Source organism: Amaricoccus solimangrovi, assembly GCF_006385685.1.
Taxonomy (GTDB): Bacteria; Pseudomonadota; Alphaproteobacteria; order Rhodobacterales; family Rhodobacteraceae; genus Amaricoccus; species Amaricoccus solimangrovi.
Genome location: NZ_VFRP01000016.1, coordinates 76,496 through 96,405 on the forward strand (window position 1 = coordinate 76,496; position 19,910 = coordinate 96,405).

Genomic DNA, 19,910 nt, shown 5'->3' on the forward strand with positions numbered 1-19,910 from the left:
CGGAAAGCAATCAAGGCCGAGGGGCACGGACGCCCGGCCAATCAAGGGGGAGACATGCTCAGACACCTCGCCACCGGCGCGCTCGCCGCGACGCTTCTCGCCACCGCCGCCGCCACGACCGCTCCCGCCGCCGAGATCGGCGTCGCCATGTCGAATTTCGACGACACCTGGCTCACCATCCTGCGCGATGCGATGACGAAGATGGACGCCGAGGACGCCGACATAGAACTGAGCTTCGAGGACGCGCAGCTCGACATCGGCCGCCAGCTCAGCCAGGTCGAGAACCTGATCGCCAAGGGCGTCGACGCGATCATCATCCACCCGGTGGACCAGACCGCCACGACGCAGATGACGCAGCTCGTCTCCGCGGCCGGCATCCCGCTCGTCTACGTCAACCGCCCGCCGATCGAGGCGTCGCTGCCGCCGAAGGTGGTCTTCGTCGCCTCGAACGAACTCGACTCGGGAAAGCTGGAAGCCGAGGGCATCTGCGCGCTGCTCGGCGGCCAGGGCAAGGCGCTGCTCCTGATGGGCGACCTCGCCTACGAGGCGGCGCGGGTCCGCAGCCAGGACGTGCGCGACGTCTTCGCCACGCCCGAGTGCTCCGGCATCGAGATCATCGACGAGCAGCCCGGCACCTGGATGCGCACCTCGGGCATGGACATCACGACGAACTGGCTCTCGGCGGGCTACGACTTCGACGCGATACTTGCCAACAACGACGAGATGGCGCTCGGCGCGATCCAGGCGCTGAAGGCCGCGGGTCAGCCGGTCGGCACCGATGAGGGTGAAATCAAGGTCGCCGGCATCGACGCGACGCAGGACGCGCTCGCGGCGATGCAGGCGGGCGATCTCGCAGTCACGGTCTTCCAGGACGCCGCCGGCCAGGGCGCGGGCGCGGTGAAGGCCGCGAAGGCGCTGATCGCGGGCGAGGAAGTGCCGGTCGAGAACTGGATCCCGTTCGAGCTCGTCACGCCCGGGAACATGGACCGGGACCTGAGCAAGTAACGTCCTCCCCACTGGCGGCCGGCGCACCCGGCCGCCCTCTTTTTCGCCGGCGATCCGAGGTTTATCCTCCCGGGCCACCAAGGCGAGGAGGATCACGTGTCGGACAAGCCCGCTTCCCGCCGGCGCGCGACGCTCGACGACGTCGCCCGCGAGGCCGGCGTCGGCATCGCGACCGTCGACCGCGTCCTGAACGAACGCGGCAATGTCAGCGCAAAGACGGCGGAAAGGATCCTGACCACCGCCCGAATGCTCGGATTGAGGCGGACGCTCCCGGACCTCCATCGCCGTGCCCTGCGGATCGAGGTCATCCTGCCCCGCCCGGAACTATCGCTCATCGCGCGCATGAACGAGAGTTTCGCGCGCCTCGCCCGACGGGTCGACCGCTCGGTGGTGATCCACCGCGCGATTCCCCGTTCCGACGATCCGAAGGCGCTCGCCGCGCGGATCCGCGACTCCCGGAGCGAGGCCATCGTCGTCTACGCGCCCGACCATCCCGAGATCCGGGCCGCCGTCGCTCAGGCGACCGCCCGGGGCACGGCGATCGTGACCGTCATCTCCGACCTGCCGGGCACGCCGCGTCTGGCCTACGCGGGAACCGATCACTACGCAGCGGGACGGACGGCCGGCTTCCTGCTCACGCGCATGCTGCCGGCGGGCGGGACCGTGCTCGTCCTCCGCGCGCATTTCGGCATCCAGTCGCACGCCGAGCGGATCCGCGGCTTCTCGGAGGAGATCGCCGCGCATGGTGGCGCCCGGATCGCCGAGATCCTCGAGGGCGGCGACGACGCCGAAACTTCCGAACTCCTGCTCCGCCGCGCGATCCCGCGCCACGCGCCGGTTCACGCGCTCTACAACGTCGGCGCCGGCAACCGCGCGATCGGCGCGGTCATCGGCTCGAACCTGTTCCGCGCGCCGCCGCTCTTCATCGGCCACGAGCTCACCCCCTACACGATCCCGATGCTGCGCGACGGCCGCATGACCTTCGCCCTCGACCAGAATCCCGATCTGCAGGCGGCATTCGCGATCGATGTGATCCTGAGCCATTTCGGCCACGCGGAGCCCGGCGAGCTTCATCCGCCCTACGAGTCCCACGTGCCGGTCACGCTCTACACGCCCCGCAACCTGCCCGTTGGGAAGCCCGAGCATCGGGTCGTGACGGCGCGGTCGCGACGGGCGGTCGGGGACGACCCATGATCCCCTGAGTTAGGGATTGATGTTCTACAATAAGTATTTTATTTGTCTACTCGAAGATGGTGGAGATTCGCCGATGGCGTCGGAACGGGCGGACGGAACGGTTCCAGGCAGCGGCGTGGCCACCACGCTGGACAGGAAGGGGGTTCTCGGCGCGGCGCTGCGTCGCCGCATCCTGACGATGCGGCTCGCTCCGGGCGCGATCCTCGACGAGGTGGCGCTGGCCGAGGAATTCGGCCTGTCGCGTCCGCCGGTCCGCGAGCTGATGCGGCATATGGCGGGAGAAGGGTATATCGAGCTCGAGGCAAATCGCCCCGCGCGCGTGACCTCGATGAACTTCAACGCGCTCCGCGACTTTTTCCTCGTCGCTCCAATGATCTACATCTCCGCGACGAAGCTGGCGGCCGAGAGGGCGACCTCCGCCGATGTGGAACGGCTGAGGGCGATCCAGCGCGCCTTCCGCCAGGCCGCGGTCGATACCGACGTTGACGCGCGCATCTTCGCGAACAACGAGTTCCATCTCGAGATCGGCCGGATCGCCCGCAACGATTACCTGATGCCGAGCCTGACCCGGCTTCTGATCGATCACGCGCGCATCGGCCGGACCTTCTTCCGCGACGACCCGGCGGCGCGGGATCAGCTCGACCTGGCAGCGGGCCAGCACGACGCGATCGTCGAAGCCATCGCCCGGCACGATCCCGAGGAAAGCGCGCGTCTCGCGCGCGCCCATCTCGATCTTTCGCGCCGGAACATGGCGGCCTACGCGGCGCCCGAAGGCATGGACGTGCCCGCCGGCCTCTGACCCTCCCCCTCGACTCGCGGGAACGACAATTCCGTCCGCGATCGGCACCCCCCTCAAGACCATCTGGCTCGATCTCTCCAGCGCGGAAAGCCTCTGACCATGACCGATTTCCTCTTCCCCGGCCTCAACCTCGCCGTCACCACCCCGTTCGATGACCGGGGCGGCGTCGATCTGGACGCTTTCGAGGACCATCTCGAAAGGTACATCGCGGCGGGCGTCGATGGCTTCGTGCTCTCCTCGGGCACGGGCATGCATGTCTATCTGTCGCGCGAGGAGTCCGACCGGCTGGTCGCGCGCGGCGCCAGGGTGATCGGCTCGCGGGCACGGATCATCGTCCAGACCTCGGCGCTCCTCGTCGAGGACGTGATCGCGCGCACCCGGCACGCCGCCGACCATGGCGCCGAGGGCGTGATGGCGCTGCCGCCCTTTTTCGAGGGGCCGACCGACGACGATGATCTCCTCGCCTTCTACGAGGCGGCGGCCGAGGGCGGCCTGCCGATCATCGGCTACAACGTGCCCCAGGCGGTCGGGGTCGGCATCTCGCCCGACCTGCTCCGCCGGCTCAGCGAGATTCCGAATTTCCACGCGGTGAAGGATTCGAGCGGCGATCTCGCCCAGCAGAGCGATCTGGCGCGCACCGGCCTCCCGGTGATGAACGGCGCCGATCCGCTGGTGCCTTACGCGCTCTACGCCGGCGCGGCGGGCCTCATCTGGGGCGGCGCCAACTTCGCGCCGCGCACCTGCGTCGCGCTGGTGACCGCCGCGACGGAAGGCCGCTGGGCGGAGGCGCGGGAGATCTGGCGCGCGCTGGAACCGGCGATGAACCTGATCTGGCAGGGCGACTACGCGCAGTCGGTCTACGCCGCGGCCGAGATGACGGGCTATGGCGCTGGCCATCCCCGCCGCCCCTTGCGCGCGCTTGGCGCGGAGAAGCGCGAGGCGCTCGGCGCCGCCCTCGGCGACCTCGTCGCCCGCGAGCGGGACGCCGTGCCGGCATGAGCCCCGCCGCCGCCTTCACCGCCAAAGGGCTCCCGAAGCCCTCCCCGGGCGTCTGCGGATGGGTGGCGCTGCTGCCGCCCCGCGCCGCGACCCAGCCGCTCGAAGGCACCGCCACGGCCGATGTGACGGTGATCGGCGCGGGCTTCGCCGGCCTCTCCGCCGCGCGCCGGCTGCGTGAGCTCGAGCCCGCGCTCAGCATCGTCGTGCTCGAGGCGGGCGTGGTCGGCGAGGGGCCGGCGGGGCGCAACTCGGGCTTCATCATCGACCTGCCGCACGAGGTCTCGTCGGAGGATTACGGCGGGGACTCGCTCCGGAAGAGCCGCGATCATGTGACGCTGCAACGCCGCGCGGTGGACTTCGCGAAGGACCTCGCGGCCGAGCGCGGGCTCGGGCGCGAGGTCCTCGACCCCCGCGGGCGCTACAACCTCGCCCTGACGGCCGAGGGCGACAGGCATCTCTCCGACTACGCCGCCCAGCTCGACCGGCTCGGCGAGGCGCATGCGATGCTCGACGCCGCCCAGGTCGCCGGGGTGACGGGCTCCACCGCCTTTACCTCGGGCATCTACATGCCGGGCACGGTGATCGTTCAGCCCGCGGCCTATGTCCGCGCGCTCGCGGACAGCCTCGCCGCGCCAGCGCGGCTCCACGAGAACACACCCGTCACCGCGATCGAGCGGGCTGGCAGCGGCTGGCGCGTGCGCGCGCCGAAGGGTTCGGTCGAGAGCCCGCGCGTGGTCCTCGCCAACAATGGCCATGCCGAGCGTTTCGGCCTCTTCCGGGGCCGGCTGCTGCACGTCCATACCTATGCGTCGATGACCGAGCCCTTCGATCCCGCCCGGCTCGGCGGCGACCGCGCCTGGGCCGCGACCCCCGCCTCGCCGATGGGCACGACGCTCCGGCGCGTCACAGGGCCGGACGGCGACCGGCTCCTGGTGCGCGCGCGCTACACCCGCGGTCCCGGGCTCGACGTGGGCGAAGGCACGCTCCGCCGCGCGGGCGCGCTCCATGACGCGAAGTTCGCGCACCGCTTCCCGATGCTCAGCGGCGTCGGGATGCAGTACCGCTGGGGCGGTGCGATGGCGCTGACCCGCAACGCCGTCCCCGCCTTCGGCGAGGTCGAGGATGGCATCTTCGCCGCCTGCGGCTGCAACGGGCTCGGCGCCTCGAACGCCACCGCCTCCGGCCTCGCCGCCGCGGAGATGCTCGCCGGCGTCGAGACCCCGCTCACCCGCCTCTACCGGGGCTTCGCCGGTCCCGCGGCGTTCCCGCCCCGCCCGCTCACCCTGATCGGCGCCCGGGCCACCCTCGCCTTCCGCGCGTGGAAGGCCGGGATCGAATGATGCTCCGACGCCGAAGCGGGCGATCCCTCGGAAATCCGCGCGGCATATTCCAGGTTCGGACATGTCTCCGATCGCGCGCCATGCGCTCCGCCAGCGCGCCGTTCTCCGCCGCGCGCGGGCCTTCGATCGCCCCGGCATGGTCGCAGGGGTCCCGGTTCCGGCTCAGCTTCGACCTGGCATCTCCTCGGGAGCAGGCCCGCGTCTCTCGCATCGCCGCGAGGTCTCCCGCGCACGACGGGGACATCCACAAGGCCCCTCCGGATCGCCTCGTCCGCAGGGCCGACGCCCTCTGCTTCGCGGCATGACGCGCGAAGTCGAGCCAAGTCCTCAGCCGCCGAAGCGGCGCCAGGAGCGTTCCAACAGGTCCTCGTCGATGCCGCGACCCAGCAGAACGAGGGTGCCCACCTCGGGCGGCGGACCCGCGACGCCCGCGTCGTCCGGGGGCAGGATCTCGGGTGGCTGCACGCGCTGGCGGACCGACTGGATCAACAGCCGTCCGGCGGGAGTCGCGACCACGCCTTTCACGCGCACGACGTCGTCTCCCCGCGCGACGAGAAGCGCCGAGAGCCAGGTCGACAGCGCCGCCCAACCCGCTTCCGCGCCGATACGCAGCCGGCGCGGCCGGATCGGCGCCGCGGCCGCGAGTTCAGGAAGCCGATACGGCGCGGCGGCCCCGTCGGGCAGCCGCGCGGGCGCGCCGCGCTCCGTGGCCACGACCTCCGCCACGGGGTTCAGACGCCGCAGCGTGGCGGTGAGCCGGGCGAGCGCGGATTGTTCCGCCATTCCCGCCTTGGTGAGAACGAGCGTGTCCGCGGCCTCGGCCTGCGCGCGCGCCAGCGACTCGGCCGCGAGCTGGAGCGCGCCGTTGAGCCCGTCCACCAGCGAGATCACGCGCGCGATCGCGATCCTGCGGGCGAGCACCGGATCGCCCGCCACCGCCGCCGCGATCCCGGCCGGATCGGCCAGTCCGCTCGTCTCCAGCACGACGCCCGCGATCCCGTCCTTCCACGCCCGATCGCAGAGGCCGCGCAGCAGCGCGACCAGCGCCGCGCGGCCCTCGCAGCAGGCGCAGCCGGCGGCGAGCGTCTCGAGCCGGCGCGCGCGCGCGAGCAGCAGGTTGTCGATCGGGGTCTCCGCCGCCTCGTTGACGACGACGGCGTGGTCCGCGAAGGCTCCGGCGCTGAGCTGGTGGCGCAGCCAGGTGCTCTTGCCCGCGCCGAGGAAGCCGCCGACGATCGTAAGCGGCAGGCGGCCGTCAGCGCGCGCGGACGTCATCGCCCCCCTCCCCCAGCGCGCGCGCCGAGAGCGGGTCGACCGGTTCCCCGGCAAGCCGGGCGGCCGCGCCCCAGAGCGCCTCGAGATCCGGCACGAGCTCGCGCCGACCGTCGGGGGCGATCAGCTGCAGCCCCGGCGTCGCGCCGTCGTCATGCGCGCGGAGCCCGTAGGGCGCGAGCAGCCGGTTGACGCGCGCGAGCCGCGTGAAGCGCAGCCGCAGCCGCTCGCCGGGGCTTCCAGCCCCGGCGTCGGTCCAGTGCCCGGCCGCGGTCGGAAAGCCGCAGGCGCCGCACATCGGCTCAGACCACCTCGGGCCGCGACCCGCTCTCGAACGGATAGCGGACCCGGAAGTCGGCGGCGATCTCCTCGAAGGGCGCCCATTCGACGCCCTCGTGGCCGCTGATGTATTCGATGAGCCGCTCGAGCATCAGCAGCACCTGCGGCCGGCCCGAGACGTCGGGATGGATGGTGAAGGCGAAGACGGCATAGTCCATCTCGCGGTAGACCCAGTCGAACTGGTCGCGCCACATTTCCTCGATGTCGCGCGGGTTGACGAAGCCGTGGCTGTTCGGCGCCTTCTTCATGAACATCATCGGCGGCAGGTCGTCGACGTACCAGTTCGCGGCGATGTCGACGAGGTCGATCTCCTTGCCGTGCCGCAGCGGATGCATCCAGTCCTTCGCTTCCCTGGTGTAGTCGATCACGTTCCAGGAATCGCCCACGCGCGCGTAGAACGGCTGGAAGTCGCGGTATCCCTGGCTGTGATCGTAGCTGAAGCCGTATTTCCCGAGGAGCGCGGCGGTCGATCCCGACATCTCCCACCAGGGCGCCACATAACCGCGCGGCGCCTTGCCCGAGAGCTTCTCGATGAGTTCGATCGAGCGGACGAGCACGTCCTCCTCCTGCCGCGGCGTCATCGCCACCGGGTTCTCGTGGAGATAGCCGTGCGCGCCGATCTCGTGGCCGGCGTCGACGATCATCCGCATCTGGTCGGGGAAGGTCTCGAGCGAATGGCCCGGAATGAAGAAGCTGGTCCGCAGGTCGTACTTCCTGAACAGCCGCAGCAGCCGGGGGATGCCCACCTCGCTCGCGAAGATGCCGCGCTGGATGTCCGAGGGGCTGTCGCCGCCGCCGTAGGAGCCGATCCAGCCGGCGACCGAGTCGATGTCGGTCCCGAAGGCGCAGTAGATCTTCTTCGTCATGTCGTGTCTCTCCTTCAAACGCGCGCGGCGTCCGGGTTCCAGGACAGGTCCGCGTAATCTCCGAAACGCTCGGGCGCGCCCGCCATGAGCAGCAGGCCGATCGCGAGGCGCGCCTTGAGCGCGTCGAGGTCGCCCGAGCCGACGAGGCCCCGGCGCAGCAGGTCGATCTCGGCGCCGGGCTGGCCATAGGTGCGCGAGAGCACCCGCCCGCCGCGCGTCCGGCTCGCGAAGATGACCGGGATCCGCGCGACGGCGGCGTCGAGCGCGTCGAGCCAGCAGGCCGCGACATGGCCGCCCCCGGCGAGATCGAGGACGAGCGCCTCGGCCCCGGCCTCGAGCGCCGCGCCGACGAGGCGCGGCTCGTCGCCGATGCCGGGCTTCAGGATCGGCGCGAAGGGGAAGGCCGCGCCCTCGGGCACCGCGATCGCCGGCCGCCGCCGCGCGGGCGCGCGCATGACCGGCCGCCCCTCGGCGATCCAGCCGAGCGGCGCGGGCGAGCCGAAGGCGCCGGTCGCGGAGGTGTCGCCTTTCCGGACCCAGGCCGCCGCGTGGATCACGTCGTCGAAGGCGACGAGCACGCCCTGCCCGCGGAAGGCCGGATCGGCCGCGCAGGCGATGGCGGCGTGGAGATTGGCCGCGCCGTCCGGCCCCGGCAGCGTCGGGTTGCGCATCGCGCCCGTCACCACGACCGGCATGTCGCCATCATGGACGAGGTCAAGGAAGAAGGCGCTCTCCTCGAGAGAGTCGGTGCCCTGCGTCACCACGACGCCCGCCACGCCCTCGGCCGCGTGCGCGCGGATCGCGGCCAGCACCTCGAGCAGCAGGGGCGGGGCGATCTCGGTGCTCGGCACATTGGCGAGATTGCGCGCGCCGATCCGCGCGAGCGCCCCCACGCCGGGGACCGAGGCGAGCAGGTCGCCGGCGGTCAGGCCGGGCGAGACGCCGCCGCCGGGATCGGCGACGCTCGCGATCGTGCCGCCGAGGGCGAGCACTTCGACGCGGGGGCCGCTCACGCGAACGCGCCCCTCGCGCGGCCCGCCATCGGCGAGCGGTCGCGGCGGAGGAACCCGCCCGAACCCCTGGCGCCCAGGATCTCGCCCTCGCGCATCACAACCTCGCCGCGCAGGATCGTGGCCTGGGGCCAGCCGGTCACCTCGAACCCCTCCCAGGGCGTGTAGTCGGCGCCGTGGTGCATGATCTCCTGGCTGATCGTCACGCGCCGCTCCGGATCCCAGAGCACGATATCCGCGTCATGGCCGGGCGCGATCGATCCCTTGCGCCCGCCGAGGCCGTAGATGCGGGCGTGATTGGTCGAGGTCAGGGCGACGAACTCCTGGAGGCTGATCCGGGCCTTCACCACGCCCTCCGAAAAGAGGATCGGCATCCGAACCTCGACCCCCGGGATGCCGTTCGGCACCCAGCGGAAGGAGGTACGCGCCTTCGGGTTCATCTTGCCGAGCGGCCCTTCGAAGAAGAACGGGCAGTGGTCGGAGGAGAAGGTCTGGAACACCCCGGTCGCGATCCCGTTCCAGATCGCCTCCCAGCTCTCCCGGTCGCGCGGCGGCGGCGAGCAGACGTACTTGCCGCCGGTCTCGTCCATGTTGAGGCCCTTGAGGTCGTCCGCCGTCAGCGAGACGTATTGCGCGCAGGTCTCCCCGAGGATCCTGAGGCCGCGCCCCCGCGCCCAGCGGATCTGTTCCATCGCCTCGCGGCCCGAGACGTGGACGATCATGATCGGCACGCCGGTGATCTCGGAATGGGTGATCGCGCGATGCGCCGCCTCCCGCTCCACCGGCTCGGGCCGCGAGACGGCGTGGTAGTAGGGCGCGGTCTTGCCGGCGCGCTCCAGCCGCTCGGTCATGAAGCGGATCGCGTCGTAGCCCTCGCAATGCACCATCACGAGCGCGCCGCAGTCGCCGGCGGCGTCGAAGACCTCGAGCAGTTCGCGGTCGTTCAGCACCATGTCGTCGTAGGTCATGAAGACCTTGAGCGAGCTGTAGCCGTCCTCGACCAGCGCCGGAAGCTCCTGGCCCAGCACGGCGGGCGTGGGATCCGTGACGATCAGGTGGAAGCCGTAGTCGCAATAGGACTGACCATCCGCCTCGTGGTGGTAGGCCGCCACCGCCTCGCGCAGCGAGGTGCCCCGCGCCTGGAGCGCGAAGGGGAGGACCGTCGTGTTGCCGCCCGCGATCGCCGAGCGCGTGCCGCTCTCGAAACCGTCGGCCATCGCCGGGCCTCCGAAGGCGGGCTGGGCGAGGTGCACGTGGCTGTCGATGCCGCCCGGCATGACGAGCAGCCCGTCCGCGTCGATGGTCCGGCGGCCCCCCGGCAGGTCGAGCCCCACCGCCGCGATCCGCCCGTCGCGGATTCCCACGTCGGCGCGCGCGGTGTCGGCGGCGGTCACCACCGTGCCGCCCCGGATCACCAGATCGAAATCGTCCATGTCACTCAAGGCTCCGCTTCGGGGTCACACCATCACGTCGCCGCCGTTCGGCGACAGCGTCTGACCGCAGTAGAAGGCCGCTCCCGTCTCGGAGGCGAGCAGCAGGGCGGTGGGCGCGATCTCCTCCGGCGCGCCGAAGCGGCCGAGCGGCAGCTCCGCCTTCTTCATCGCGCGCCATTCGTCGGAGAGGCCGTTCAGGAGCGGCGTCTCCACCGGCCCCGGCGCGATGCCGTTGACCATCACGTTGAACGGCGCGCCCTCGTAGGAGAGCGCGCGCGTCAGCCCGACGACGCCGGCCTTGGCCGCGACATAGGCGCTGAGCCCGGGCGCGCCCTTGTAGGCGAGCTGCGAGGCGATGTTCACGATCCGCCCGTAGCGGCGCGCGATCATGCCGGGGTAGAAGGCGTGGGTGACGAGGAAGACGCCGCGCAGGTTCACGCCGAGCATGCGGTCCCATTCCGCGACGGTCATCTCCTCGAAGGGCTTGTCGCGCCCGCCGATCCCCGCGCAGTTCACGAGGATGTCGACCGCGGCGAGCGTCTCTCCGGCCCAGGCGGCCATCGCGCGCACCGCCGTCTCGTCGGCGACGTCGCATTCCATCGCCCGGAGCGTCCGGCCGCGCGCCGCGAACTCGGCGCCAAGCGACCCGGCGCCGGCGGCGTCCCCGAGGTGGCAGATCGCGACCTCGGCGCCCGCCTCGGCGAAGAGCCGGGCGATCGCCGCGCCGATGCCGCGGCTGCCGCCGGTGACGAGCGCGCGGCGCCCGGCGAGCGTAAGGGGGGTCTGCATGGGGGATGTCTCCTTGGGGCGCGTCACGCGCAGACCCCTTCGCGGGCCAGCCAGTCGGCATAGCTCCGCAGCCCGTCCTCGAGGGATACGCGGGGCACGTAGCCGAGGTCGCGCTCGGCGGCCGAGATGTCGAACCGCTCCTGCCGCATGTCGCCCGGATCGTCGCCGGGCGCGACCTCGACCCGGGCGCCGGGGATCACGCGCATCACGGTCTCCGCGACCTCGCCGAGCGTGATCCAGGCGCCGCCGGTGATGTTGTAGGCCTGCCGGGGCAGGTTCGGCCGGTCGAGCGCGGCGATCATCGCCCCGGTCACGTCGTCGATATGGACGTACTGGCGCGGGAAGTCGCGGCCGTAGGGGATGCGGGTCGGCCGCCCGGCGGCGGCGTCGGTCAGCATCCGCCGGATCAGGCAGGCGGTGGTGCGCCGGGGTCCGTAGACCCAGCCGATCCGGAGGCTCACCGTGTCGACGCCGAACTGGAGCCTGTAGGCGTTCATGATGTGCTCGGCCGCCGCCTTGGAGGCGCCATACATCGAATCGGGCACCATCACCGTATCCTCCGGAACCGGGCCCGGCGGGGTGGCGCCATAGGCGGTCGCGGTCGCGGCGAAGACGACGCGCACGCCGCCGATCACCCGCGCGAGCTCGCCGATGTTGCCCGCGCCGCCGATGTTGACCCGGATCATCTGCGTCGGATGGTCGGGCGAGACCATCGGGCCCGAGAAGGCGCCGCAATGGACGATGGCCCCGATCGGATGGCGCCGCGCGAGCGCGTGGAGCCCGTGAACATCCGTCACGTCGCATTCCAGCACCTCGCGGCCGTCCACGGTCGCCGCCATGCGGTCGATGGCGATCACCGGCGTGCCGCGGTCCTCGAGCCTCCGGCGCACCGCGTTGCCGATCAGCCCGATCGCGCCGGTCACCAGGACATGGTCTCCGCTCATTCTCTCTCTCCCGAAGTCTCAGGCGGCCGTGTAGCGCTCGATCGGCAGTTCGGCCCCGAGCAGCATCCGCGTGTAGTCGTGCGAGGGCGCGGCGAAGATCCGCTCCGTCTCCCCCATCTCGACGATCCTGCCGTGGCGCATCACGGCGACGCTGTGGGCGAGCGAGCGCACCGAATTGAGGTCGTGCGTGATGAAGAGCGTCGAGAGCCGCATCTCGCGCTGGAGTTCGCGCACGAGGTCGATGATCTGGGCGCGCACCCGGATGTCGAGCGCGGTGGTCGGCTCGTCGAAGACCACGAAGGCCGGCCGCGTCGCGAGCGCGCGCGCCATGCCGACGCGCTTCTGCTCTCCCGCCGTCAGCTCGTGCGGATAGGCCTCCGCGAGCCGCGCGGGCAGCCGCGTGAGCTCGAGCATCTCGCGCACCCGCGCCCGCCGCGCCTCCGCGCCCGCCATCTCCGGATCGAGGCCGAGCGGCTCGCCCACCAGCCGCTCCACCGTCCAGCGCGGGTTGAGCGCGACATAGGGCTCCTGGAACACCATCTGGATGTCGCGGCGCAGCGGCCGGAACGCCTTCTCCGGCAGACCTAGCATGTCGCGGTCGCGGAAGAGCACCGCGCCGCCGTCGGAATCGAGCAGCCGCGCGAGGCACTGGCCGACCGTGGTCTTGCCCGACCCGCTCTCGCCGACGAGCGCGAGCGTCTCACCGGCCGGGATCGCGAAGGAGACATCGTCGACCGCGCGCACCACATGGCCCGAACCGGTGGTGAAGTGCTTCACGAGGTTCACGACCTCGACCAGCGGGCGCTCCGTCGCGCCTTTCGCCGCCGCCCTGGCCATCGGCGCCGGCCGGGCGCGCGCGGCGCCGAGCAACTCCGCGCCGTAGGGGGTCGCGGGGGCGCTCAGGAAGCGCGCCGTCGGCGCCTCCTCGACGATGCGCCCGTCGCGCATGATCTCGACCCGGTCGCAGTAGCGCGCGACGATGCCGAGGTCGTGGGTGATGATCACCGCGCCCATGCCCAGTTCGCGGCAGCGCGCCACGAGCAGGTCGAGCACCTGCACCTGGATCGTCGCGTCGAGCCCGAGCGTCGCGTCGTCGGCGAGGATGACGCTCGGCTCGGCGATCAGCGCCATGGCGATCACCACGCGCTGCGCCATGCCGCCCGAGAGCTGGTGCGGAGAGGCCTCCGCCCGCTTCTCCGGATCGACGATGCCGACCTTGGCGAAGAGCTCGATCGCCTGGGCCTTCGCCTCGGCCGCGCCCAGCCTTCGATGCGCGCGCAAGACGTCGGCGACCTGCGCGCCGACCGTGCGCACCGGATCGAGCAGCGATTTCGCATCCGTTCCGATCAGCGCCACCGTCCCGCCGCGCAGCGCGCGCCGCTCCGGCTCCGGGAGCGTCGCGAGGTCCCTGCCCCCGACCCGGATCCGGCCGCCGGTGACGCGTCCCCCGCCCGGCAGCAGGTCGAGCATCGCGCGGGCGAGCACGGACTTGCCCGCCCCGGTCTCCCCGACGATGCCGAGCACCTCGTCCGGGCGGAGCGAGAGCGTGATGTCATGGAGCACCGTCCTGTCACCATAGGCGACCGAGAGGTTCTCGACTTCGAGCAGTGGCGTGTCGGCGGTCATCGGGATCTCTCCCCGCGGGGATCAAGGTAGTCGCGCGCGGCGTCGGCCATCAGCGCGAAGCTCAGGACCGAGAAGACGATGGCGAGACCGGGGAAGAGCGCGACCCACCAGATGCCGAGGATCATCTGCTGCGAGCCGGTCGAGACCATGAGCCCCCATTCCGGGATCGGCATCCGCACGCCCGCGCCGATGAAGGAGAGGCCGGCGGTCAGCAGGATCGCCATGCCGATCGAGATCGAGACCTGCACGATCGAGGAGCCGAGCGCGTTCGGGAGGATGTGGCGGAACATGATCGCCGCGTCCGTCGCCCCCGAGCAGCGCGCGGCGGCGATGAAGGGCCGGTCGCGCAGCGACAGCGCCTCGGCGCGCACCAGCCGGGCGAAGATCGGCGTGAACAGGATCGCGAGCACGATCGCGACGTTCCAGATCTCCTGCCCCATCACCGAGACCAGCGCCATGCCGAGGACGAAGACCGGGAAGGACTGGATGAAATCGAAGATCCGCATGACGAGCGTGCTCGCCCAGCCCCGGCGGTAGCCGACGACGAGCCCGACCGGCACGCCGATGACGAAGGCGACGGCCACCGCGATCACCGAGATCAGGAGGTTGATCCGCGTCGCGAAGATGATGCGCGAATAGATGTCCATCCCCGAGACGTCGGTGCCGAGCCAGTGCTCCGCCGAGGGCGGCTGGAGCGAGGCGAGCGGATTGGCCTCGATCGGGGAATGGGTGGCGAGGAGCGGGGCGAAGAGGATCGCCGCCGCCTGGACGAGCAGGAGCGCGAGGCCGAGGAGCGCGGCCGGGCGGCGCAGGACGAAGGCGGGGAAATCCGCGAGGGTCTTCATCATCGCGCGCGGCCTCAGGTCTCGATCCGGGGGTCGGCCAGCTCGTAGAGGATATCGACCACGAGATAGACGACGAGAATGAAGACCGCGGCCACGAGCACGAAGCCCTGCAGCGCGGGATAGTCGGAATAGGTCACGGCCTGCACCGCGTATTGCCCGAGCCCGCCCCAGGAGAAGATCGTCTCGACCAGCACGGCGGCGCCGAGCAGGAATCCCACGAGGAAGCCCACGAGGGTGATGATCGGCGGCAGGCTGTTGCGCAGCGCGTTGCGCACGAGCCAGCGCGAAGGCAGGCCGCTCGCCCGCTGGTGCCGGATGAAGTCGGAGCGCCAGATCTCGGCGAAGGTGGTCTTGGTCATCTTCATGAGCGCGCCCGCGTTGACGATGGTGAGCGTGATCACCGGCAGGACCAGCCGGCCGGCCGAGGACCGGAAGGCGGAAAGGTCGCCCGCGATGAGCGAGTCGAAGGTGTAGAACCCGGTCACCGCCGGGGGCGGGGTGACGAGCGGGTCGATCCGGCCGAAGGGGGCCGCGGCGATGCCGAGCGTGCTGAAGAACAGGAAGATGAGCAGCAGTCCGACCCAGAAATCCGGGATGGCGCCGGCGGCGAGGCCATAGACGCGGCTGAAATAGTCGGCGACGCCGCGCGGACGGACCACCGCGACGACCGAGACCGTGACCGCGATCAGCACCGTCAGGAGCATGCTGTAGAACACGAGCTCGAGCGTCGCGGGCGCGCGTTCCATCAGGTCGGTCGCGACCGGGTTCGAGGTGAAGAGCGAGATGCCGAGGTCGCCGTGGAGCACCTGGAGCATGTAGTGGGCGAACTGCTGCCAGAGCGTGCCGTCGAGGCCGAGCTGGGCGCGCAGGTTCGCGATGCTCTCCTCGGTCGCCATGTTGCCGAGCATGAGCAGCGCGGGATCGCCGGGCAGCAGGCGCGCCAGCATGAAGGTGACGAAGATCACGCCGAACATCTGCGGGATCACCATCGGCAGCCGGCCGAGCACGATGCGCAGCGGCCGGGGCAGCTTTCGCCAGGTATCTGAGAGGGTCATCGCGGGTCCCGGGCTTGGGAGGGGGGGCGCCGGCCGGGGACGATACCGGCCGGCCGCGCGGTCATTCCTTGTGGAAGTCGAACCAGGCGTTGCCGTTCGGCGTGTACCAGGAATAGCCCTTCACGTTGGCGCGCGTGGCAAGCTGGTAGCCCGGGTTGAACAGGAACACCCAGGGCGCCTGCTCCATCACCACCTGCTGCACGCGCTGCATGTCGGCGATCCGCTTCGGCTCGTCCGTGCTCGTGAGCGCGCTGTCGATCAGCGCGTCGACCTCGTCGCTCTTGAAGCGCGAATAGTCGATGAGCGAGTCGCTGTTCAGCCAGAGGTTCGCGACATAGGCGGCGTCGGGCACGATCGCCATGTCGCGGAAGAAGTACATCGGGATCTCGCCCTGGGTGTAGCGCTCGACCAGCGTCGAGGCCGGCAGCTTCGAGAGCGTGACATCCACCCCGGCCTGGGCGAAGGCGGTCTTGAGGATGACCGCGATCTCCTCCTCGAGCTGGTCGCCGGTGCGGTAGCCGAGCTCGGTCTTGAAACCGTCCGGATAGCCCGCCTCGGCGAGCAGCGCCTTCGCCTTTTCCGGGTCGTTGGCGTAGGGGAAATAGGCGTCGGTGAAGGCGGGATAGATCTCCGAGATCGGGCTCTTCGTCGGCCGCGCGGTCCCGAAGTAGACGGCCTGGGCGATCTCGTCGCGCGGCACGAGATAGTTCAGCGCCTGGCGGACCCGGGGGTCGTCGAAGGGCTTCATCTCGTTCTGCATCTCGACGCGGTGGATGTAGTTGCCGAAGACCTTGTGCACGCTCACGCCCGGCATCTTCTCGACCATTGCGAGCTCGCGCGGCGAGAGGTATTCCGCCACGTCGACCGCGCCCGCCTGCAGCGCCGCGACCCGGTTCGCCGTCGTGGGCATCTCGCGGAAGATCACCTTCTTGAGCGCCGGGGCGCCGCGGTAGTATTTCTCGTTCGCCTCGTAGACGATCTCCTGGCCCGGCGTGTATTTCGCGACGCTGTAGGGGCCGAAGGAGGCCGAATTCGTCGCGAGCCAGCGCGAGCCCCACGGATCCTCCCCGGTCAGATGCGGCTTCATCGCGTCCGCGTCGAGGATGCCGAGGTCGCTGTTGATCCAGAGCTTCTCGAGCAGCGGCGACGGCTTCGGGATCGTCACCTTCACCGTCATGTCGTCGATCTTCTGGAAGGCCGCCGCCGGATCCTCGATGTTGAGGATCTGCGTCATGTACCAGTGGAAGTTCGACTTGAGGTTCCAGCCGCGCTCGAAGGACCACATGACGTCGTCGGCGTCGAGCGCGCCGCCGGTGGCGCTGACCACGCCCGGCCGCAGGTGGAAGGTGATCGAGGTGAAGTCGGGCGAGACTTCCCAGCTCTCGGCGAGCGCGCCGGTGATCTTCGAGAAATCCTCGTAGGAAACGCCGTCCTCGCCCGTCTGCATATCATAGGCGAGCAGCCGCTCGTAGACGTTGCGGCGCAGCTCGTGCACCGCCTCGGTCGGCGGATATTCCTGGTCGAGCGATTCCGGCGTGCGCGGCCCCGCGACGATGAGCGTGTCCCGCGCGGCCTGGGCGGAGGCGGGCGCCCCCTGCCACAAGAGCGCGATCGCGGCGCAGGCGCTCGCGGTCCGGAGCAGGTGGCGACGTGTCAGGGCGCGAACTGGGCCGCGGCCGCGGCGCGGCGTTTCGGTCTCGGGAATCACTCTCACCTCCTCTGATCTGATCGGCTCCACGCTGAGGCGGAGCCGGTGCGTCTCATTGGATACAATCATGGGCACAAGATTGGCGTGTCAATTGCAGCGCACCCGCCCACGCTTTAAAATGCGCCATTGCTCACGCATTGTGCGGGCGATGACTGATTCCGAGGCGGTCCCGGTGGCCGGTGGGTGGGAGTAAGACCCGATGGAGAACTCGCGCGAGAGAGCCGCGGGGATCACGCCGAGCCGCAGGCGCGGCTATGCCGAGCGCGAGATCACGCGCCGGTTGATCCACGCGATCTTCGAGCAGCGCCTCCCCCCCGGAGCGCGGATCACCGAGGAGCAACTCGCCGAGACCTTCGGGGTGAGCCGGACCGTGGTGCGGCAATCGATGAACCGGCTCTCGGAGATGGGTGTCTTCAGGAAGACGCCCAACCAGGGCTGCACCATCGCAGCGCCGACGCGCCATGAGGCGCGCAAGATGCTCGCGGTCCGCGACATGATCGAGCCCCCCATGGCCCGCCTGGTCGCGGAGAGCTGGAAGGCCGACGAACTCGACCTGCTAAGGGACCACCTCGGCCGGGAGGAGGCCGCCCGCCGGGCCGGGGATCGCTCGACCCTCGTCCGGCTCACCGGCGAGTTCCACCTGAAGCTCGCCGAGATGACCGGCAATCCGTTCCTCGTCCGGATCATCACCGAACTGCAGGTGCTGACCTGCCTTGCGATCCTGGTTCATGCCGAGAGCGAGACCGGCTGTCCCAGAGACGAGCACGGCGTCATCGTCGACGCGATCGAGCGGCGCGACGGCGCGGCGGCGGCGGCCGAAATGGCGCGTCATCTCGATCACATCGTCGAAGAACTCCAGCTCGACCGGAGGGACCCGGAGCGCAACCTCGAGAAGGCCTTCCGCTGGCTCGGAGCGGGCGGCGAGCCAGCGGGCTGACGCGCGAGACCGGGCGGGCCCTGTGCCTCGGACCGGATGAAGGCGGATCTCGATCCGGTCGGGCGGCTCTGCGATACCGGCTCGGCCAGGGCAAGGTCGGGAAGAACCTGCTCCGCGACGGGTTCGCCTCGCCGCGGCTCCGAAGGGCCGCGATACCTTCGGGCTGTGAATGTGGTATCGCAGCTTGATGGCCTGACCCATCCTACGATTGACCACGTGTCATTGCGTTGACGTGTCGACCATCAGGCTGCCCCGGCAGCGGGCGAGATGTGACCTGATAGGAGCCTGGCGGTCAGCGTACCCTCACAGTCCTACCGCGCCAATGTCCGGGAGTACCGGGGGGTGAACACGCGCAAGGCCGACCGGATGGCCGAACTCGCGATGCATCCGACGGTGAAGCCGGTGGCGATGATCGCCGACGCGATCAGGGATTGCTCGAAGCGGGGCGGCATCATCCTCGACCCGTTCGGCGGCTCGGGCTCGACGCTGATCGCCGTCCACAATCCGACGAAACCGCCGCCGACGATGGCGACGTCGGCGCGAAGGTCGCCCACGAGTTCCGGCTGCTCCTCGCCCTGCCCCGCGATCTCGTCAAGCCATAGCGATGTCATCGGACGTCTTCCTGAGGTTCGCTGCGAGAAGTCCCGCCGCCGGCGGAGAAGCCGACGGATCGCGGATGGCTCAGAAGGGGACATGGATCAGAACCTTCCGAAGATGCCGCGCCCTTCCAATCCGCGGGGCGCCGTCGACACCGCGGATGATCAGGTGCGGGTCGCCGATGTCATCGATGTCGACGGCGACGTCGGCGAGGAGATCGCGACCTCCGGCGCGCGCGAGATACGACGCTCGCGGCGCTGAGCGCGCAGACCGGCCTGTCGCAAGGCTATCTCAGCCAGATCGAGCGAGGCATTTCCCGCCCCTCGATCAAGGCGCCGCATGCGATCAGCCGCGCGCTCGGTGTCAACATCAGCTGGTTCTTCCGCGCCGCGCAGGACGGAGAGGAACACCTGACGGATTACGTCGTGCGCGCGGACAAGCGGCGCGGCCCGCGGTTCGAGAGCGGCATTACCGACGAGCTCCTCTCCCCGAACCTGTCGCGCCAGATCGAGCTTCCGCGCTGTACCTTCCAACCCGGCTCCCAGAGCGGCACGGAAAGCTACACGCACAGGGGCGAAGAGGCGGGGATCGTCCTTTCGGGCACGCTTGTGCTCTGGCTCGACGGCGAGGAGATCACGCTTCGCGCGGGGGACAGTTTCGCCTTCGCAAGCGATCTGCCGCACCGGTACTCGAACCCCACCGACACCGTCGCGGTGGTGATCTGGGCGATCACGCCGCCCTCCTACTGACGGGTCGCGCTCACCCGGGCGCGGTCGCGCGGCTGTCGCTTTCCGAAACGCTGGCGCGTGACGGCGCGATGAAGCCGCGACGGACGGCCCGCACGATCATCGGACGGCGGATCGAATTCTGCTTCGGCATCCGCGGTCGCGAGCCGGAGCGCCGCGTGGCCGACCTTCTTGACAAGATCTAGATGGGCGAGGGCGTCGCAGACCGCTAATCCGGCCGAGCAATCAGGCTGCCGGAAACAGTGCGTCCGCATCGTCCGCGCCCTCGCCGGGAGATCAGGCCCAGGTGTCGCCCACGGTGAAACCCTCGGTGAACGGGTCGTCGTGGTCGAGCACGATCGTGTTGAGGCCGTGGATCCAGCTCGTGCCGGAGATCTCCGGGACCACCGCCGGGCGGCCGCCGATG

20 protein-coding genes and 1 pseudogene are annotated in these 19,910 nt (G+C 70.4%); 9 read left to right on the forward strand and 12 right to left on the reverse strand.

The genetic code is table 11. From position 1 onward, the window contains the following. Positions 1 to 54: 54 nt before the first annotated feature. The 5 genes from FJM51_RS15460 (at position 55) to FJM51_RS15480 (ending at position 5,337) form a co-directional block, all read left to right on the forward strand. Positions 55 to 1,005 (forward strand): sugar ABC transporter substrate-binding protein, encoded by a 951-nt coding sequence (locus FJM51_RS15460; protein WP_140455043.1) that lies wholly within the window; start codon positions 55 to 57, stop codon positions 1,003 to 1,005. 96 nt (positions 1,006 to 1,101) lie between these two features. Next, the gene (locus tag FJM51_RS15465) at positions 1,102 to 2,199 is read left to right on the forward strand and encodes a LacI family DNA-binding transcriptional regulator (RefSeq protein ID WP_140455044.1); all 1,098 of its coding nucleotides are present in this window, start codon (positions 1,102 to 1,104) and stop codon (positions 2,197 to 2,199) included. A 73-nt stretch (positions 2,200 to 2,272) separates the two neighbouring features. Beyond that, positions 2,273 to 2,998, forward strand: coding sequence for a GntR family transcriptional regulator (locus tag FJM51_RS15470; RefSeq protein WP_140455045.1), 726 nt, complete (start codon positions 2,273 to 2,275; stop codon positions 2,996 to 2,998). Positions 2,999 to 3,097: 99 nt separating this feature from the next. Beyond that, positions 3,098 to 3,997 (forward strand): dihydrodipicolinate synthase family protein, encoded by a 900-nt coding sequence (locus FJM51_RS15475; protein WP_140455046.1) that lies wholly within the window; start codon positions 3,098 to 3,100, stop codon positions 3,995 to 3,997. Then, the gene (locus FJM51_RS15480; RefSeq protein WP_140455047.1) at positions 3,994 to 5,337 is read left to right on the forward strand and encodes an NAD(P)/FAD-dependent oxidoreductase; all 1,344 of its coding nucleotides are present in this window, start codon (positions 3,994 to 3,996) and stop codon (positions 5,335 to 5,337) included. The genes FJM51_RS15475 and FJM51_RS15480 overlap by 4 nt, the downstream gene beginning before the upstream one ends. A 327-nt stretch (positions 5,338 to 5,664) precedes the next feature. On the opposite strand, the gene FJM51_RS15485 is transcribed toward FJM51_RS15480, so the two are convergent. From FJM51_RS15485 to FJM51_RS15535, 11 genes are all read right to left on the reverse strand, one after another. Next, entirely contained in the window at positions 5,665 to 6,612 is a 948-nt protein-coding gene (locus tag FJM51_RS15485; RefSeq protein WP_140455048.1) for a CobW family GTP-binding protein, read from the reverse strand. Then, positions 6,593 to 6,907 (reverse strand): hypothetical protein, encoded by a 315-nt coding sequence (locus FJM51_RS15490; RefSeq protein ID WP_140455049.1) that lies wholly within the window; start codon positions 6,905 to 6,907, stop codon positions 6,593 to 6,595. The genes FJM51_RS15485 and FJM51_RS15490 overlap by 20 nt, the downstream gene beginning before the upstream one ends. A 4-nt stretch (positions 6,908 to 6,911) precedes the next feature. After that, on the reverse strand, positions 6,912 to 7,814 hold the full coding sequence (locus FJM51_RS15495) for a polysaccharide deacetylase family protein (RefSeq protein ID WP_140455050.1): 903 nt from the start codon (positions 7,812 to 7,814) through the stop codon (positions 6,912 to 6,914). Between the two features lie 14 nt (positions 7,815 to 7,828). Continuing rightward, positions 7,829 to 8,827: an asparaginase gene (locus FJM51_RS15500; RefSeq protein WP_140455051.1), complete on the reverse strand. Its 999-nt coding sequence runs from the start codon at positions 8,825 to 8,827 to the stop codon at positions 7,829 to 7,831. After that, positions 8,824 to 10,257 carry a dihydropyrimidinase gene (gene hydA, locus FJM51_RS15505; RefSeq protein ID WP_140455052.1) on the reverse strand — a complete coding sequence of 478 codons (1,434 nt, stop codon included), beginning with the start codon at positions 10,255 to 10,257 and terminating at the stop codon, positions 8,824 to 8,826. Before hydA ends, FJM51_RS15500 begins: the two co-directional genes overlap by 4 nt. A 24-nt stretch (positions 10,258 to 10,281) precedes the next feature. Further along, the gene (locus FJM51_RS15510) at positions 10,282 to 11,046 is read right to left on the reverse strand and encodes an SDR family NAD(P)-dependent oxidoreductase (protein ID WP_140455053.1); all 765 of its coding nucleotides are present in this window, start codon (positions 11,044 to 11,046) and stop codon (positions 10,282 to 10,284) included. Between the two features lie 23 nt (positions 11,047 to 11,069). Further along, positions 11,070 to 11,990: an NAD-dependent epimerase/dehydratase family protein gene (locus FJM51_RS15515; RefSeq protein ID WP_140455054.1), complete on the reverse strand. Its 921-nt coding sequence runs from the start codon at positions 11,988 to 11,990 to the stop codon at positions 11,070 to 11,072. Between the two features lie 18 nt (positions 11,991 to 12,008). After that, complete coding sequence (locus FJM51_RS15520) at positions 12,009 to 13,616, reverse strand: ATP-binding cassette domain-containing protein (RefSeq protein ID WP_140455055.1); 1,608 nt, start codon at positions 13,614 to 13,616, stop codon at positions 12,009 to 12,011. Next, on the reverse strand, positions 13,613 to 14,464 hold the full coding sequence (locus tag FJM51_RS15525) for an ABC transporter permease (protein ID WP_210240298.1): 852 nt from the start codon (positions 14,462 to 14,464) through the stop codon (positions 13,613 to 13,615). Before FJM51_RS15525 ends, FJM51_RS15520 begins: the two co-directional genes overlap by 4 nt. An 11-nt stretch (positions 14,465 to 14,475) precedes the next feature. Further along, positions 14,476 to 15,516 (reverse strand): ABC transporter permease, encoded by a 1,041-nt coding sequence (locus tag FJM51_RS15530; protein WP_210240299.1) that lies wholly within the window; start codon positions 15,514 to 15,516, stop codon positions 14,476 to 14,478. A gap of 61 nt (positions 15,517 to 15,577) precedes the next feature. Next, positions 15,578 to 17,224 carry an ABC transporter substrate-binding protein gene (locus FJM51_RS15535; protein ID WP_210240300.1) on the reverse strand — a complete coding sequence of 549 codons (1,647 nt, stop codon included), beginning with the start codon at positions 17,222 to 17,224 and terminating at the stop codon, positions 15,578 to 15,580. 199 nt (positions 17,225 to 17,423) lie between these two features. Between FJM51_RS15535 and FJM51_RS15540 the strand changes: the two genes are divergently transcribed. The 4 genes and pseudogenes from FJM51_RS15540 (at position 17,424) to FJM51_RS15550 (ending at position 19,507) form a co-directional block, all read left to right on the forward strand. Next, positions 17,424 to 18,161, forward strand: a complete 738-nt coding sequence (locus tag FJM51_RS15540; protein WP_140455057.1) for a GntR family transcriptional regulator — start codon at positions 17,424 to 17,426, stop codon at positions 18,159 to 18,161. A gap of 342 nt (positions 18,162 to 18,503) precedes the next feature. Continuing rightward, complete coding sequence (locus tag FJM51_RS24165; protein ID WP_233713140.1) at positions 18,504 to 19,019, forward strand: DNA methyltransferase; 516 nt, start codon at positions 18,504 to 18,506, stop codon at positions 19,017 to 19,019. Between the two features lie 14 nt (positions 19,020 to 19,033). Beyond that, positions 19,034 to 19,078 (forward strand): annotated as a pseudogene (locus tag FJM51_RS24455) (hypothetical protein); the annotation flags it as partial. 105 nt (positions 19,079 to 19,183) lie between these two features. After that, positions 19,184 to 19,507, forward strand: a complete 324-nt coding sequence (locus tag FJM51_RS15550) for a cupin domain-containing protein (protein WP_233713141.1) — start codon at positions 19,184 to 19,186, stop codon at positions 19,505 to 19,507. A 273-nt stretch (positions 19,508 to 19,780) separates the two neighbouring features. On the opposite strand, the gene FJM51_RS24910 is transcribed toward FJM51_RS15550, so the two are convergent. Further along, on the reverse strand, positions 19,781 to 19,909 hold the full coding sequence (locus FJM51_RS24910; protein WP_368733482.1) for a proline racemase family protein: 129 nt from the start codon (positions 19,907 to 19,909) through the stop codon (positions 19,781 to 19,783). Position 19,910 lies beyond the last annotated feature (1 nt).

What these genes read in the sequence shown, in the direction of transcription:
- FJM51_RS15460 (WP_140455043.1), top strand. Translation starts at nt 55, where the DNA reads ATGCTCAGACACCTCGCCACCGGCGCGCTCGCCGCGACGCTTCTCGCC.
- FJM51_RS15470 (WP_140455045.1), top strand. Translation starts at nt 2,273, where the DNA reads ATGGCGTCGGAACGGGCGGACGGAACGGTTCCAGGCAGCGGCGTGGCC.
- FJM51_RS15475 (WP_140455046.1), top strand. Translation starts at nt 3,098, where the DNA reads ATGACCGATTTCCTCTTCCCCGGCCTCAACCTCGCCGTCACCACCCCG.
- FJM51_RS15480 (WP_140455047.1), top strand. Translation starts at nt 3,994, where the DNA reads ATGAGCCCCGCCGCCGCCTTCACCGCCAAAGGGCTCCCGAAGCCCTCC.
- FJM51_RS15485 (WP_140455048.1), bottom strand. Translation starts at nt 6,612, where the DNA reads ATGACGTCCGCGCGCGCTGACGGCCGCCTGCCGCTTACGATCGTCGGC.
- FJM51_RS15490 (WP_140455049.1), bottom strand. Translation starts at nt 6,907, where the DNA reads ATGTGCGGCGCCTGCGGCTTTCCGACCGCGGCCGGGCACTGGACCGAC.
- FJM51_RS15495 (WP_140455050.1), bottom strand. Translation starts at nt 7,814, where the DNA reads ATGACGAAGAAGATCTACTGCGCCTTCGGGACCGACATCGACTCGGTC.
- hydA (WP_140455052.1), bottom strand. Translation starts at nt 10,257, where the DNA reads ATGGACGATTTCGATCTGGTGATCCGGGGCGGCACGGTGGTGACCGCC.
- FJM51_RS15510 (WP_140455053.1), bottom strand. Translation starts at nt 11,046, where the DNA reads ATGCAGACCCCCCTTACGCTCGCCGGGCGCCGCGCGCTCGTCACCGGC.
- FJM51_RS15515 (WP_140455054.1), bottom strand. Translation starts at nt 11,990, where the DNA reads ATGAGCGGAGACCATGTCCTGGTGACCGGCGCGATCGGGCTGATCGGC.
- FJM51_RS15520 (WP_140455055.1), bottom strand. Translation starts at nt 13,616, where the DNA reads ATGACCGCCGACACGCCACTGCTCGAAGTCGAGAACCTCTCGGTCGCC.
- FJM51_RS15525 (WP_210240298.1), bottom strand. Translation starts at nt 14,464, where the DNA reads ATGATGAAGACCCTCGCGGATTTCCCCGCCTTCGTCCTGCGCCGCCCG.
- FJM51_RS15530 (WP_210240299.1), bottom strand. Translation starts at nt 15,516, where the DNA reads ATGACCCTCTCAGATACCTGGCGAAAGCTGCCCCGGCCGCTGCGCATC.
- FJM51_RS15540 (WP_140455057.1), top strand. Translation starts at nt 17,424, where the DNA reads ATGGAGAACTCGCGCGAGAGAGCCGCGGGGATCACGCCGAGCCGCAGG.